Here is a 14168-nt window from a genome sequence, read left to right as displayed (position 1 = left end):
TTTCAGGTTCGCCATGATTTTCTGGCGCCTGTGAGATCAAGCCCTGCCCGCCCGAAACACCATTCCAGGCCCGCACTCCACGGCCCACTGGCAAAACCCGCCCGGTCAGTTACCATGCCTGTCTCAATCCTGAAACAAGGCAGCCCCGTGTTCTTTGGCACGCCCCCGTACCCGCGCCTGCTCCTGCTGACTGCCCTGCTCGGCGGCCCGGCCGTGGCCGACGATCTGTTCATCGACAACGCCGACCTGCCGCAGGTGCTGACCGCCACGCGCCTGAAACAGTCCCCGGCAGCAGTGCCGGGCAGCATGACCGTGCTCGATAGCGAGCTGATCCGCGCCAGCGGCGCACGTGACATTCCCGAATTGCTGCGCCTGGTGCCGGGCATGATGATCGGCTATGGCGCCGGCAACCAGCCGACGGTCAACTACCATGGCAGCAACGTCAATGACGCCCGGCGCATGCAGGTACTGATCGACGGCCGCTCGGTGTACCGCGCAGGCCTGGCCACGGTGGACTGGAGCGATATCCCGCTGGCCATGGAAGACATCGAGCGCATCGAGGTGTTTCGCGGCCCGAACACGGTCAGCTACGGCGCCAATGCGCTGATGGCGGTGGTCAACATCCTTACCCGCAACCCCGCCGACAGCCATGGCACGCGGCTGAAGACCACCCGTGGCGAGGACGGCATCAATGACTTCTACGCCAGCCACGGCTTCGGCTGGGACGGTGGCGACATGCGCCTGTCGCTGTCCGGCCAGCAGGACGACGGTTTCGATGAAAACCAGTTCGGCCAGGACTACCGTGACAGCCGCCGGCTGACTCGCTTCAACCTCAATGCCAGCCACAGCCTGGCACATGACCAGACCCTGGAATGGCAACTGGCAGCGAAGGAAGGCAGCAACCAGCGGCCTTACACCTACCAGCCGGTGTTCAAGAAATACGAGGCGGGCAACGACGCGGACGTCAATGCCAAGGACTACGCTGGCTCAGTGCGCTGGACCAAAGACTTCAGTTCCGAGCACAGCCTGTATATCCAGGGCTCGGCCCAGCACTTCGACCGTCAGCAGGTATGGCGGGCCTGCGACGCCTTGCAGTCGTTCAGCCCGGAATTGACCCAGCTCTGGCAGATCAACCCTGACTTCGCCGAAAAAGTGGCACGCGGCATTGCCATCGGTGCGCCACTTTCGACCGACGACCCGGTCATGAAAGGGCTGCTGGAGAAGGTTCAGCAGCAGTGGGCGAACGGTGGCAACCAGCAGGTCTGCGGCGATGTCGACCAGAGCACGCGGGAAACCCGCTACGACCTGGAAATCCAGGACACCCTGAGCCTGACCGACAGCCTGCGCCTGCTCAGCGGCATGAATTACCGCTACGATCGTGCCGACTCGCAGACCTACTTCAACGGCAGCATCGACGACCAGACCTGGCGCCTGTTCGGCCAACTGGAGTGGCGCGCCGACGAGCACTGGATCCTGCAGGGCGGCACCATGTTCGAAGACTCGCGCCTGTCGGGCAGCTCGCTGACCCCGCGGGTGGCAGTCAACTACCTGATCACCCCGCGCCATGGCTTGCGCGCGGTGTATTCCGAGGCCGTGCGCTCGCCCGACATGTTCGAGAACAACGTCAACTGGAGCTACACGGTCAAGAACCTCAGCCCCAATGCGTTCGGCCTGCAAAACGGCGAGTACTTCGTCAAGACCCGCGGCCCGGGCGACCTCGAGCAGGAGCGCATGCGCTCGCGCGAGGTCGGCTACAACGGTTACTTCAGCGACATCGACCTGAGCATGGATGTGAAGCTGTTCTACGACGAGATCACCGGAATGATCAGCGAGCCCCTGAAGAACAACCAGTTCATCGCCAGCAACGCCAACAAGGCCCGCTTCAGCGGTAGCGAGGCACAACTGGACTGGCGCCCGACCCTGCGCGACCGCCTGCGCCTGACCTATGCCTACGTGGATGCCTGGGCCAGCAACCCCGACGACCGCCGCCTCAGTGCCCGCAACAGCGGTTCGGCCGGCTGGATGCGCGAATGGGGCGATGGCTGGTCGAGCGCGCTGTTCTACTACGGCGACGATGCCCTCAACCAGTACCGTTACGAGCGCCTCGACCTGCGCCTGGCCAAACGCTTCCGGGTGCAGGGCAGCAACCTTGAACTGGCGGCGCTGTGGCAACAGCGCCTGGACGATGAACCGACCACGGCGATCCAGAACCGCTACGACAGCCGCCACCGCCTGAGCGTCAGCGCGGAGCTGGAGTTCTGATGGCCCTGTTGCTGCGCCTGTTGCTGCTGTGCCTGTGGCCGTTGGGGCCGCTGTCCGCCAGCGAGATCGTGCTGGTCGGCGCGGAGGACCAGCCCGGCATCCGCAGCTTCGTCGCGGCACTGGAAAGCCGCCGCCCACACGATCATGTGCACTTCCAGAGCACCGCCGACCTGCCGCGTCCCGGCCTGCTCAAGAGCGACCTGCGCCTGATCTTGCTGGACAACGCCGCGCTGGAATGGCGCCTGGGTGAAAACACCGGCCCGCCAGCCCTGGCCATGCGGGTCAGCCGAGTACAGGCTGCACAGCGCCTGGGAAAGTCGCTGCCAGCGTTCCTCACGTTGTTGTGGAGCGACCCGCCGCTGGGCCGGCAACTGCGCCTGGCGCGCTACCTGCTGCCACAAGCCCAGCGCATTGGCGTGCTGTACGGCGAACACAGTGGTTTCCTGCTCGAAGAGCTGCGCCTTGCTGCCCGCCCGCTGGGCCTGGAGATCGTTGCCCAGGACTGGCCCGACCCGCGTGACAGCCGGCCACTGCAGCACCTGCTGGCCAACAGCGATGTGCTGCTGGGCCTGGACGACCCTGACCTGTACAACTCCAAGACCGCCAAGAACCTGCTGTTGAGCAGCTATGGCCGGCAGATGGCGTTGATCGGCCCGAACGCCGGGTTCGTCCGCGCCGGCGCCCTGGCCAGCACCTTCAGCGACCAGGACGACTGGCTGGCGGTACTCGACCAGTTGCTCGACCAGCCGCCGGCGCGCTGGCCACGCAGCTTGTATCCGGCACGCTACGGCGTCAGCGGCAACCAGCAGGTGGCGCGCGCCCTGGGCCTTGAACCGATCGATCCGAACGCCGCCGCCAAGGCCCTGGCCGAAGGAGAACCCACCCCATGAGCAAGCGCCTGAGCTGGGACATCCACACCCGCACCCAGATCATCAGCCTCGGCCCTGCCCTGTTGCTGACCCTGCTGCTGATCAGCTTCTTTACCTTCGTTCGCATCCAGGACCTGCGCCAGGAACTGAACCACACCGGGCAACTGATCGCCAACCAGTTGGCGCCGGCCTCGGAGTACGGGGTGATCTCCGGCAACAACGAGGTGCTCGAGGGCCTGATGCGCGCCACCCTCAGCATTCCCCACGTGCGCTTCCTCGAAGTGCAGGACAGCCGCAACCACATTCTGGTGTACGTCGAGCAGTCCGACGAAAGCGCCAACCGCGCACAGCGTGTCGAAGTGTTCCAGGCGCCCATCCGCCTGCAGCAGATCCGCCTGGACAATGACTTCCTGCAACAGGGCAAGGCAACCGCCCCAGCCATCGGCGACGACTACCTGGGCCGGGTGATCGTCGGCATGTCTGATGACGCCTTCAGCCAGCGCCAGCAGGAAATCGTGATCAAGGCCGGCATCCTCGCGCTGTTCGCCCTGTTGTTCACCTTCCTCCTGGCGCGCCGCCTGGCCCTCAGCCTGGCCAAGCCGATCAGCGACATGGGCCATGCGGTCAAGGCAATCCAGCAGGGCGAGTACGACACGTTGTTGCCGGTGGTCGACGACAGCGAGCTGGGTCACCTGGCGCGCCATATCAACAACCTGGCGCACGCCCTGGAGCAGGCCAGCGACGAGCAGAAACAGGCGATTGCCGAGCTGATCCAGGCCCGCGAAGAGGCCGAGCAGGCCAACCGCGCCAAGTCGGACTTCCTGGCAATGATGAGTCACGAGCTGCGCACACCGATGAATGGCGTGCTGGGCATGCTGCAGTTGCTGGAAACCACGCCGCTGAACACCGAACAGGCCGAGTACGCCGCGGTGGCCAGCGAGTCCACCGGGCACCTGCTCAAGGTCATCAATGACATCCTCGACTTCTCGCGCATCGAACGTACCGCGCTACAGCTGGAACACATCGACTTCAACCTCGGCGAGCTGATCACCAGCAGCGTCCTGTCGTTCCAGCACAGCGCCCAGCAACGCGGTCTCGACCTGCACCTGCAACTACCGGTCGGGATCGAGCACTTGCAGGTCAACGGCGACCCCACGCGCATCCGCCAGATCCTGCTGAACCTGGTCGGCAACGCACTGAAGTTCACCGAACGCGGGCAGGTGCAGGTCGAGGCGCACTGGCAGGTGCTCGACCGGCAACTGATCTGGCTGACCTGCAGCGTGCGTGACACCGGTATCGGCATCGACAGCGAACGCCTGGAAATGATGTTCGTGGCCTTCCAGCAGGCCGACAGCTCGATTTCCCGCCGCTATGGCGGCACCGGGCTGGGGCTGTCGATCGCCCGCACCCTGGCCGAACGCATGGGTGGCAAGCTGCGCGGCGAAAGCCGTGAAGGCCTTGGCTCGACCTTTACCCTGGAAATGCCGTTGGCCCTGGCCAGCCCTGCCGCGGCCGCGCTGACGCAGCCTGCCGCTACCCAACCTGCGGTTGGCGACCAAGAGCAGGTGTTGCTGGTGGAGGACAACCAGGTCAACCAGAGCGTCATCGCCGCCATGCTGCGCAGCCTGGGGCTGGCGGTATGCACGGCCGAGGACGGCCTGGAGGCGGTCGAACGGGTCAGCCGGCAGCGCTTTGCCGCCGTGCTGATGGACTGTCGCCTGCCGCACCTGGACGGCTATGAGGCAACCCGGCGCATCCGCCAGTTGCCCAATGGTGCCGCGCTACCGATCATCGCCCTGACCGCCAATGCCTTGCAGGGCGACCGCGAGCGTTGCATGGCGGCCGGGATGGACGACTACCTGAGCAAACCCTTGCGCCGCACCGAACTGCAGCAGGTACTGCAGCGCTGGCTGCCCGGTCGGACAACCGCGACTGGCGATAAATGCTAAAGTGCGGCAGTCTTAAACACTGGACAGGACCTTCAACGGACCTGAAAATAGACGTTTCAGTGCACACCTGTACTTCTTTCACCAGGCGCACTGTGACTTTCACCACAACGCAATAGTCTACCTGTAGGCTGCCGCCCCGAAGCAGTTGGTTTTCGGGCCGGCCGGGAAGATTCATCCCCTGCCACAGGGGGTTATTGAGGAGCTCGCATGACCAAACAACACGCCTTTACTCGGGAAGACCTGCTGCGCTGCAGTCGCGGTGAGCTGTTCGGCCCAGGTAATGCGCAACTGCCCGCGCCGAACATGCTGATGGTCGATCGCATCACCCATATCAGCGAAGAAGGCGGCAAGTACGGCAAAGGTGAATTGGTCGCCGAGCTGGATATCACCCCGGACCTGTGGTTCTTCGCCTGCCATTTCGAAGGCGACCCGGTAATGCCGGGCTGCCTGGGCCTCGACGCCATGTGGCAGCTGGTCGGTTTCTTCCTCGGCTGGCAGGGCCTGCCGGGCCGCGGTCGCGCCCTGGGTTCGGGCGAGGTGAAGTTCTTTGGCCAGGTACTGCCGCAGGCCAGGAAGGTCACTTACAACATCCACATCAAGCGCGTCCTGAAGGGCAAGCTGAACATGGCCATCGCCGATGGCTCGGTCAGCGTCGACGGCCGCGAGATCTACACTGCCGAAGGCCTGCGGGTCGGCGTGTTCACCTCCACTGACAATTTCTAAGGGTTATTCGCATGCGCCGCGTCGTTATCACTGGTCTGGGCATCGTATCGTGCCTGGGCAATGACAAAGCTACCGTCACCGAAAACCTGCGCAACAGCCGTCCGGGTATCCGTTACAACCCGGAATACAAGGAAATGGGGCTGCGTAGCCAGGTTTCCGGGTCCATCGACCTCAACCTCGAAGAACTGATCGACCGCAAGGTCTACCGCTTCGTCGGCCACGCCGCTGCCTACGCCTACCTGGCGATGCAGGACGCGATCAAGGACGCCGGCCTGACCGACGAACAGGTTTCCAACCCGCGTACCGGCCTGGTGGCTGGCTCCGGCGGCGCCTCGACCCTGAACCAGATGGAAGCGCTGGATACCCTGCGCGAGAAGGGCGTCAAACGTGTCGGTCCTTATCGCGTAACCCGCACCATGGGCAGCACCGTTTCAGCGTGCCTGGCCACCCCGTTCAAGATCAAGGGCATCAACTACTCGATCTCCTCGGCCTGCGCCACTTCGGCACACTGCATCGGCACCGCGCTGGAGCAGATCCAGTGGGGCAAGCAGGACATCGTCTTCGCCGGTGGCGGTGAAGAAGAGCACTGGAGCCAGTCGTTCCTGTTCGACGCCATGGGCGCCCTGTCGACCAAGCGCAACGAGACCCCGGAACTGGCCTCGCGCGCTTACGACGCCGACCGTGACGGCTTCGTCATTGCCGGTGGTGGCGGCATGGTGGTGGTCGAGGAGCTGGAACACGCGCTGGCCCGCGGCGCCAAGATCTACGCCGAAATCGTCGGCTACGGCGCTACTTCCGACGGTTACGACATGGTCGCTCCGAGCGGCGAAGGTGCCATCCGCTGCATGCAGCAGGCGCTGTCCACTGTCGACACCCCGATCGACTACCTGAACACCCACGGCACCTCGACCCCGGTCGGCGACGTTGCCGAGATCAAGGGCGTTCGCGAAGTATTCGGTGCCAACGCGCCGAAGATCAGCTCTACCAAGAGCCTGTCGGGCCACTCGCTGGGCGCCGCCGGCGTGCACGAGGCGATCTACTGCCTGCTGATGATGGAAAACAATTTCATCGCCGGCTCCGCCAACATCGACGAGCTGGACCCGGAGGTCGCCGACCTGCCGATCCTGCGCAAGACCGAAGAAAACGCCAAGATCGACACGGTCATGAGCAACAGCTTCGGCTTCGGCGGCACCAACGCCACCTTGGTGCTCAAGCGCTGGACTGGCAAGTAAGACGCTGATGCAGTAGACCAAAACGCCCCGACTGGTTCGGGGCGTTTTCATTGCTGCCATCCGGCGGCGGGGTCCTGCTGAAGCTGGCTCGCCAGCGGCAGGGCCAGCACTGACACTCATTATTTCTGCCTGGGCAGCACAGCCAGGAAGTTATCCTTGGCCACTTTGTTGGCCACCTGTTCCGGCAAGGCGTCCAGGAACGGCCTGAAACCGTGCATCTGCTCGCCCAGGCTGCCAAAGCGCCCCACCACATCCGAGCCCAGCATGAAGCGCTCCGGGTACTTCTCGACCAAAGCCAGCCACGCCTTGCGCGGCACGCCCTTGCCGTCCAGCAGGTAGGGCTGCAGCACGCTCCACGACAGGTCGACATACAGGTTCGGGTAATCTTCCAGCAACCGCGTCAGCACCGGCAGCAGAAAATCCATCTGCGTCTGGTGCCGGTGAATTTCCATGCTGGTGCCAGCGTGCGCCCAGATGAAACGGGTGTGCGGATGGTTGCGCAACGGCTCTTCGATCTCAGCCAGGTACAGCGGGTTACGTTCGCGCTTGGAGGTGATATTGGAATGCAGCAACACCGGCAGGTCGCGCTCGGCCGCCAGGTGATAGATGCGGGTCATGGCTTCGTTGTTGGCGCGCGGTGTGTCGCCGCTGGTCAGCGCCGTCAGGTCGTCATGCCGGGTGAACACCTCGCCAATGCCCTGCCACAGCCCCGGGTACAGGTCGAGCATGCGCTCGATATGGCTCACGGCATTCTTGTCTACCGGGTTGAAGCCAGTCAGGAACGGGTGAAAGCGTTTGCGCTGGGCGTCCGGCAACTGTTGCAGCGCCGCCGCCACATAGGTGTCGGTGGCGCTGTACCAATAGGCATCGGCGTCGTCACCGGCGTAGTAGCGCGGGCGCTTGGGCTCATCTTCATGCCATTTCTTGGCCACCGGGATGCCGGAAATCATCGACTGCTCGATGCCTGCGGCATCCATGGCCTTGATCAGGGCCGGCATGCCTTCGCTTTCCTGAAAGAAATCGACGTAGTGAAGATGCGCATCACTGTAGCGGTAGTCACGCGCCTGTACCGCCTGGCACAACCAGGTGGACAACAGCGCGCAGGCCAGCGCTCGGGCTATCATGGGCAGCGTCCTTTTGCGAATACCGACCCAGTAGACCGGCCGCCCAGCGAGACGGTTCAGCCGAGGCAGACAAACCGCTATGCTTGGGGTCATTCCACCGTGCCTGGAGCCCTTCCCATGAGCAGCCCCCTGGTCATCCACCCGCGTGCCGAATCGGTCGAGGGCCAGCCGATCCTCCGGCCGCTGCCGTCGGCCCAGTGCCGTAGCGTCGGCCCGTTCGTGTTTTTCGATCACATGCTCGAAACCGACTATGCCCCGGGGCATGGCATGGACATTCGCCAGCACCCGCACATCGGCCTGTCTACCCTGACCTATCTGTTCGAAGGGGCAATACTGCACAAGGACAGCCTCGGCTCGGCACAGCGGGTGCTACCGGGTGACGTCAGCTGGATGACCGCAGGCAGCGGCGTGGCCCACGTCGAGCGCACGCCCGAGGATGCCTTGGCCCATGGCTCGCGCCTGCACGGGTTGCAGGTATGGCTGGCATCGCCGCGCGAGCAGGAACAAGGCCCGGCAAGCTACAACCATTACCCGGCTGCCAGCCTGCCCGTCAGTGACAGCCTGGGGGTGCGCATCTGCATGATCGCCGGCAGCGGGTTCTGCCTGCAATCGCCGGTGGCAGTGCTGTCCCCTACCCTTTACGCCTATGTGCAAATGCAGCCGGCGACTACCTTGCGGGTACCGACCGAGCATGCCCAGCGGGCGCTGTACCTGCTCGAAGGTGAGCTGACGATGAACGATGAGGACGTGGAGCCGTGCAGCCTGGTGGTCCTGCCGGAGGACGAAGAGGTGACGCTGTATGCGCAGGGTGAGTGCCAGCTGGTGCTGATTGGCGGCGCGCCACTGGATGGGCCGCGGCGGATGAGCTGGAATTTTGTCGCCAGTGACGGGCAACTGATCGAACAGGCCCGGGCCAGGTGGGCTGCGGGGGATTGGCCGGTGGTGCCGGGGGAAACTTCGAGGATCGAGCTGCCGCGCTGATTTGGGGCTGCTTGGCAGCCCCGTGCAATGTCAGCGCTGGAACACTTCACTCAGCAGGTTATGCATCGCGCGGAACGCCCGCTCCGAAGTACGCCGGTCATACTGCATCTTGCCCGGCACATTGGCATTCGGGTCGGTAAACGAGTGCACCGCGCCGCCATAGCTGAGCAATTGCCAATCGACCTTCGCCGCGTTCATCTCATCCTCGAACGCCGGCAGCTGCTCTTTGGGCACCAGCGGGTCCGATGCGCCGTGCAGCACCAGCACCGAGCCCTTGATGCGCTTGGCATCCGCCGGGTCTGGCGTGTCCAGGGTGCCATGGAACGACACCGCCGCGCGCAGGTCGGCGCCAGAACGTGCCAGCTCCAGGGCACAGCAGCCACCGAAGCAGAAGCCGAAGGTGGCCACCTTGCCCGGCTCCAGCAGCGCCTTCGACTGCCCCAGCAGCTGGGCCAGGGCTTCCTGCATGCGCTTGCGCAATTCGCCACGGTCGTTCTTCAGCGGCATCATGGCCGCACCAGCCTCGTCGGCATTCGACGGGCGCAACGATTGCCCGTACAGGTCGGCAACAAGCACCACATAGCCTTTCTCGGCCACTTCCTTGGCGATGCGCTCGGCCCCTTCGCCAATGCCCATCCAGTTCGGCGCCATCACCAAGCCCGGGCGGCCCAACGCTCCCGGCTCATACACCAGGCGGCTTTCATAGGTCTTGCCGGACAGGTGATAGACCAGCGATTCGACGATTACTTTGCTCATCAAACACTCCTTTGCCACTCATGATCATGATGCCCGCCATGAAAAAAGCCCGCCGAAGCGGGCTTTCCATCCATCAACTCAAGCAGACAGCTCGACCAGCAGCTTGTTCAGGCGACGAACGTAAGCAGCCGGGTCCTTGAGGCTGTCACCGGCCGCCAGGGCCGCCTGGTCGAACAGGATATGCGACAGCTCGGCAAAGCGGTCTTCGCTCTGCTCGTTGTCCAGCTTCTCGATCAGCGGGTGAGTCGGGTTGAACTCGAAGATCGGCTTGGACTCCGGCACCTTCTGCCCGCTGGCTTCGAGGATCTGGCGCATCTGCAGGCCCAGGTCCTGCTCACCGATGGCGAGAATCGCCGGCGAGTCGGTCAGGCGGTGCGACACGCGAACTTCGGCCACGCTGTCACCCAGTGCCCCCTTCAGGCGCTCGACCAGGCCTTCCTTCTCCTTGGCAACTTCTTCCTGGGCTTTCTTGTCTTCCTCCGAATCCAGCTTGCCCAGGTCCAGGTCGCCACGGGCGACGTCGACGAAGGCCTTGCCGTCGAACTCGTTGAGGTAGCTCATCAGCCACTCGTCGATACGGTCGGTCAGCAGCAGCACTTCGATGCCCTTCTTGCGGAAGACTTCCAGGTGCGGGCTGTTCTTGACCTGCGCGTACGACTCGCCGGTCAGGTAGTAGATCTTGTCCTGTCCTTCCTTGGCCCGAGCCAGGTAGTCGGCCAGGGCAACGCTCTGCTCGCCGCTGTCATCCTGGGTAGAGGCGAAGCGCAGCAGGCCGGCAATCTTCTCCTTGTTGGCGAAGTCCTCGGCCGGGCCTTCCTTCAGCACCTGGCCGAAGTTCTTCCAGAAGCCCTTGTACTGCTCGGGTTCGTTCTTGGCCAGTTTCTCCAGCATGTCCAGCACGCGCTTGGTCAGCGCGGTCTTCATCGAGTCGATGATCGGGTCTTTCTGCAGGATTTCCCGCGACACGTTGAGCGACAGGTCGTTGGAATCGACCACGCCCTTGATGAAGCGCAGGTACAGCGGCAGGAACGACTCGGCCTGGTCCATGATGAACACACGCTGCACGTACAGCTTCAGGCCGCGTGGCGCTTCGCGCTGGTACAGGTCGAACGGCGCGCGGGCCGGCACGTACAGCAGCGAGTTGTATTCGAGCTTGCCTTCGACCTTGTTGTGGCTCCAGGCCAGCGGGTTCTCGAAGTCGTGGCCGATGTGCTTGTAGAACTCCTGGTACTCCTCGTCCTTGATCTCGGTACGCGGACGGGTCCACAGGGCGCTGGCACGGTTGACGGTTTCCCATTCCTGGGCCGGCTGCTCCTCGCCTTCGGCGGCAACCTGCTCCTTCGGCAGCTGGATCGGCAGGGCGATGTGGTCAGAGTATTTCTTGACCACGTTGCGCAGGCGCCAGCCATCGGCGAACTCCTGCTCGCCCTTCTTCAGGTGCAGGACAATGCGGGTACCGCGCTGCGGCTTGTCGACGGTGGCGACCTCGAACTCGCCCTCGCCCTTCGACGACCAGTGCACGCCTTCGGCGGCCGGCAGACCGGCGCGGCGGCTGTACACGTCGACCTTGTCGGCGACAATGAATGCAGAATAGAAGCCCACACCGAACTGACCGATCAGGTGCGAGTCCTTCTTCTGGTCACCGGTGAGGTTCTTCATGAAGTCGGCGGTGCCGGACTTGGCAATGGTGCCCAGGTGGGCGATGACGTCTTCGCGGCTCATGCCGATGCCGTTGTCCTCGAGGGTCACGGTACCGGCATCCTTGTCGAAGCTCAGGCGAATCTTCAGGTCGGCGTCGTCCTCGAACAGCTCTGGCTTGGCCAGGGCCTCGAAACGCAGCTTGTCGGCCGCGTCGGAGGCGTTGGAGATCAATTCACGCAGGAAGATCTCCTTGTTCGAATACAAGGAATGGATCATGAGGTGCAGCAGCTGCTTCACCTCGGTCTGGAAGCCCAGCGTTTCTTTTTGAGTCTCCACACTCATGGTCTTCAAAACTCCGATCTGATGGCAGTTGGCGCCGGCGGCCGGTTCGGCCTGCGTTGACGGCGGATGTCATGCAGATGGGGGCTGCCCGGATGATTTCAAGGGCGCTTGCGGTTCGATCTTGAAATGCGCGCGGGCGGTGGCAATCGGCGCCTGCCGGTCAGCCTGCCAGGCGGTGATGGCCACATTGGTCACCCGCCGCCCCTGGCGCCATAGCTGGCACTGGGCATAGGTATCGCGAAAGTGCCCGGCGCGCAGGTAGTCAATGGAAAAGTCGATGATCTTAGGAATGCTCGCGCTCTCGCTGTATATCAGCAGATAAAGCGCTGCCGACAATTCCATGAAGCCTGCTATCACTCCACCGTGGATGGCGGGTAGCAGCGGGTTGCCGATGTTGTCCTGCCTGGCCGGCAGGCGGAACAGCAGATCATCGCCCTGGCGTTCGCATTCGATGCCGATCAGGCTGGCGTAGGGAATCAGCGCCAGTAATGGCCGGTAATCGCCAACCGCGTGGGCAGCGTTGAGTTGCTGGCGAACCGCGTGCGGAATCATGCGCCGCCCTCCTTCAGGCTATTGCCGAAACGGATGCCACCTTTGATCTGCTGGCCCAGGCGCATGAACGTACCCACTACCTGGCAGATCGGTTGCGCCGGGTCGTCCTGGTAGGCCGTGCCACGGGTGAAGATCACGTCGCGGGTTACCCGATAGCACTGGGCGTGACCGTAGATGGCCTTGCCGGCTTCGGCCGGGTGCATGTAGTCGATGCGCAGGTCCAGGGTCGGGCACACTTCGAAGCGCGGCAGCACGCACAGCGTGGCCATGCCACAGGTGGTGTCCATCAGCGTGGTCAGCGCGCCGCCGTGCACGGCACCGGTCTGCGGGTTGCCGACAATGGCCGGCGACCAGGGCAGGACCAGGGTGATGCCATCGGCATTGGCCTGGGCCACGCGCATCTGCAATAACTGACAATGTTGCAGCGCCGAGAGAAAACGCTCGGCCATGGCCTTCAAGGTTGCATCACTCATAGCCTGTTACCACCCACATTGCCACCGCGGCATAAATTCGTTGAAAAGTCTATATAGATGAGGGCGTTATATATGTGTAACCTTCGCGGAACTTATTCCGCGTAGTTGGACTCGAAGGAACAAGTCACTTATTCCACCAAGGAGAAACACCCCCATGCGTAAACCTTTTGCTTTTGCTCTGATGCTGGCCGCTGCCATGGGCCTGGCTGCTTGCGATAAAGCGAGCGAAGACAAAGCCCAGGACGCACAGCAACACGCCGAGCAAGCCCAGGAGAAAGCGGGCGAAGCTCAGGATAAGATGAACGAGGCTGCCAAGGAAAACGCCGAAGCCGCCAAAGATCAGGCCGAAGCCGAGCAGAAGGCTGCCGAAGAAGCCGCTCCGGCTACTCCGGCTCCGGAAGCCGCGCCAGCCACCCCGGCCGAGCCTGCCAAGCAGTAATCGGTCTATACAAAAAAACCCGACATGGTCGGGTTTTTTTGTGCCTGAAAAACGGCAAATAAAACGTTTCAGTTGTTTCCGCCCACGGCGGGTTCCCTGGGCACTTCAGCCGGCAGACTTTCAGTGGGTGTGAACACCATCACATCCAGCACATCCGAATGGAACTCCCGGCGGTACAGAATCAGCACTACGCCGACACTCATGGCCATGAATAACCACGGGCTGATAAACCAGCTCAACATGGCCATGCCGAAGTAATAAGAACGCAGCCCGAAGTTGAACTGGTTGGCCGCCAGTGACAACACCCTCGCCGCCCGCGAGGCGAACGCCTTGCGTTCCAGTTCATTGACCAGGCGCTCGCCGATCATCGGCGCCGAACCCACCAGCACTGCGGCAAAGTTGTACTGGCGCATGCACCAGCTGAAGGTGAAGAAGGCGTAGACGAACACCATGGCCAGGCACAACAGCTTGATCTCCGACATACCTTGCGACGTTTGCTGCACCAGCGGCAGGTCCGCCAGCAATGACAGCGCCCGGTCGGAAGCGCCGAGCACAGTGAGGATACCCGCCAGGATGATCAGGGTGCTGGAGGCGAAGAACGAAGCATTGCGCTCAAGGTTGCCGATCACGCTGGCATCGGCGATGCGGTTGTCACGCAGCAGCATGCGGCGCATCCAGTCCTCACGGTACAGATGCAGCACGCTGGCCAGGCACGCAGTGTCGCGACCCTTCCATATGGCGTAGCGGGTGTAGCCGCCCCAGCACAGGGCGAACCAGGCGATGGCCAACAGATTGCTGAGATTGCTTTGGATGAAGTTCATGCAG

At 63.2% G+C, this 14168-nt stretch carries 13 protein-coding genes; 7 read left to right on the top strand and 6 right to left on the bottom strand.

The genetic code is table 11. The annotated features are described in order from the left end of the window. Nucleotides 1-114 precede the first annotated feature (114 nt). The 5 genes from B4L76_RS10520 (at nucleotide 115) to fabB (ending at nucleotide 7035) form a co-directional block, all read left to right on the top strand. Entirely contained in the window at nucleotides 115-2262 is a 2148-nt protein-coding gene (locus B4L76_RS10520) for a TonB-dependent receptor plug domain-containing protein (RefSeq protein ID WP_296232294.1), read from the top strand. Continuing rightward, complete coding sequence (locus tag B4L76_RS10515) at nucleotides 2262-3152, top strand: ABC transporter substrate-binding protein (protein WP_296232290.1); 891 nt, start codon at nucleotides 2262-2264, stop codon at nucleotides 3150-3152. The genes B4L76_RS10520 and B4L76_RS10515 overlap by 1 nt, the downstream gene beginning before the upstream one ends. Then, on the top strand, nucleotides 3149-5080 hold the full coding sequence (locus B4L76_RS10510) for an ATP-binding protein (RefSeq protein ID WP_296232289.1): 1932 nt from the start codon (nucleotides 3149-3151) through the stop codon (nucleotides 5078-5080). The genes B4L76_RS10515 and B4L76_RS10510 overlap by 4 nt, the downstream gene beginning before the upstream one ends. A gap of 207 nt (nucleotides 5081-5287) precedes the next feature. Then, on the top strand, nucleotides 5288-5803 hold the full coding sequence (gene fabA, locus B4L76_RS10505; RefSeq protein ID WP_225778537.1) for a 3-hydroxyacyl-[acyl-carrier-protein] dehydratase FabA: 516 nt from the start codon (nucleotides 5288-5290) through the stop codon (nucleotides 5801-5803). An 11-nt stretch (nucleotides 5804-5814) separates the two neighbouring features. Then, nucleotides 5815-7035, top strand: coding sequence for a beta-ketoacyl-ACP synthase I (fabB, locus tag B4L76_RS10500; protein ID WP_296232285.1), 1221 nt, complete (start codon nucleotides 5815-5817; stop codon nucleotides 7033-7035). A 119-nt stretch (nucleotides 7036-7154) separates the two neighbouring features. Here fabB and B4L76_RS10495 read toward each other — a convergent pair whose 3' ends face one another. Next, nucleotides 7155-8159, bottom strand: a complete 1005-nt coding sequence (locus B4L76_RS10495) for an amidohydrolase family protein (protein ID WP_296232284.1) — start codon at nucleotides 8157-8159, stop codon at nucleotides 7155-7157. Nucleotides 8160-8276: 117 nt separating this feature from the next. On the opposite strand from B4L76_RS10495, the gene B4L76_RS10490 reads away from it, so the two are divergent. Continuing rightward, a complete protein-coding gene (locus tag B4L76_RS10490) occupies nucleotides 8277-9140 on the top strand; it encodes a pirin family protein (RefSeq protein WP_296232282.1) in 864 nt (287 codons plus the stop codon). Nucleotides 9141-9170: 30 nt separating this feature from the next. Here the strand turns inward: B4L76_RS10490 and B4L76_RS10485 are convergent, their stop codons facing one another. From B4L76_RS10485 to B4L76_RS10470, 4 genes are all read right to left on the bottom strand, one after another. Continuing rightward, on the bottom strand, nucleotides 9171-9896 hold the full coding sequence (locus B4L76_RS10485; RefSeq protein ID WP_296232281.1) for a dienelactone hydrolase family protein: 726 nt from the start codon (nucleotides 9894-9896) through the stop codon (nucleotides 9171-9173). Between the two features lie 78 nt (nucleotides 9897-9974). Continuing rightward, nucleotides 9975-11879 (bottom strand): molecular chaperone HtpG, encoded by a 1905-nt coding sequence (gene htpG, locus B4L76_RS10480; RefSeq protein ID WP_186688238.1) that lies wholly within the window; start codon nucleotides 11877-11879, stop codon nucleotides 9975-9977. A gap of 69 nt (nucleotides 11880-11948) precedes the next feature. Further along, nucleotides 11949-12431: a PaaI family thioesterase gene (locus tag B4L76_RS10475; RefSeq protein ID WP_296232274.1), complete on the bottom strand. Its 483-nt coding sequence runs from the start codon at nucleotides 12429-12431 to the stop codon at nucleotides 11949-11951. Continuing rightward, entirely contained in the window at nucleotides 12428-12904 is a 477-nt protein-coding gene (locus B4L76_RS10470; RefSeq protein WP_296232272.1) for a PaaI family thioesterase, read from the bottom strand. Before B4L76_RS10470 ends, B4L76_RS10475 begins: the two co-directional genes overlap by 4 nt. Nucleotides 12905-13058: 154 nt before the next feature. Here B4L76_RS10470 and B4L76_RS10465 point away from each other — a divergent pair, with 154 nt between their 5' ends. After that, nucleotides 13059-13343, top strand: a complete 285-nt coding sequence (locus B4L76_RS10465; protein ID WP_086978461.1) for a hypothetical protein — start codon at nucleotides 13059-13061, stop codon at nucleotides 13341-13343. 68 nt (nucleotides 13344-13411) lie between these two features. Here the strand turns inward: B4L76_RS10465 and B4L76_RS10460 are convergent, their stop codons facing one another. Next, on the bottom strand, nucleotides 13412-14164 hold the full coding sequence (locus B4L76_RS10460) for a DUF599 domain-containing protein (RefSeq protein ID WP_296232270.1): 753 nt from the start codon (nucleotides 14162-14164) through the stop codon (nucleotides 13412-13414). Between the last annotated feature and the right edge of the window lie 4 nt (nucleotides 14165-14168).

The organism is Pseudomonas sp. UBA4617 (genome assembly GCF_002386445.1).
Classification (GTDB): Bacteria; Pseudomonadota; Gammaproteobacteria; order Pseudomonadales; family Pseudomonadaceae; genus Aquipseudomonas.
Note: the sequence above shows the minus strand (reverse complement) of the source record. Positions and strands in the feature narration are given on the sequence as shown.

Excerpts from the sequence above, each read along its gene's own strand:
- B4L76_RS10520 (WP_296232294.1), top strand. The coding sequence starts at position 115 with ATGCCTGTCTCAATCCTGAAACAAGGCAGCCCCGTGTTCTTTGGCACG.
- B4L76_RS10515 (WP_296232290.1), top strand. The coding sequence starts at position 2,262 with ATGGCCCTGTTGCTGCGCCTGTTGCTGCTGTGCCTGTGGCCGTTGGGG.
- B4L76_RS10510 (WP_296232289.1), top strand. The coding sequence starts at position 3,149 with ATGAGCAAGCGCCTGAGCTGGGACATCCACACCCGCACCCAGATCATC.
- fabA (WP_225778537.1), top strand. The coding sequence starts at position 5,288 with ATGACCAAACAACACGCCTTTACTCGGGAAGACCTGCTGCGCTGCAGT.
- fabB (WP_296232285.1), top strand. The coding sequence starts at position 5,815 with ATGCGCCGCGTCGTTATCACTGGTCTGGGCATCGTATCGTGCCTGGGC.
- B4L76_RS10495 (WP_296232284.1), bottom strand. The coding sequence starts at position 8,159 with ATGATAGCCCGAGCGCTGGCCTGCGCGCTGTTGTCCACCTGGTTGTGC.
- B4L76_RS10490 (WP_296232282.1), top strand. The coding sequence starts at position 8,277 with ATGAGCAGCCCCCTGGTCATCCACCCGCGTGCCGAATCGGTCGAGGGC.
- B4L76_RS10485 (WP_296232281.1), bottom strand. The coding sequence starts at position 9,896 with ATGAGCAAAGTAATCGTCGAATCGCTGGTCTATCACCTGTCCGGCAAG.
- htpG (WP_186688238.1), bottom strand. The coding sequence starts at position 11,879 with ATGAGTGTGGAGACTCAAAAAGAAACGCTGGGCTTCCAGACCGAGGTG.
- B4L76_RS10475 (WP_296232274.1), bottom strand. The coding sequence starts at position 12,431 with ATGATTCCGCACGCGGTTCGCCAGCAACTCAACGCTGCCCACGCGGTT.
- B4L76_RS10470 (WP_296232272.1), bottom strand. The coding sequence starts at position 12,904 with ATGAGTGATGCAACCTTGAAGGCCATGGCCGAGCGTTTTCTCTCGGCG.
- B4L76_RS10465 (WP_086978461.1), top strand. The coding sequence starts at position 13,059 with ATGCGTAAACCTTTTGCTTTTGCTCTGATGCTGGCCGCTGCCATGGGC.
- B4L76_RS10460 (WP_296232270.1), bottom strand. The coding sequence starts at position 14,164 with ATGAACTTCATCCAAAGCAATCTCAGCAATCTGTTGGCCATCGCCTGG.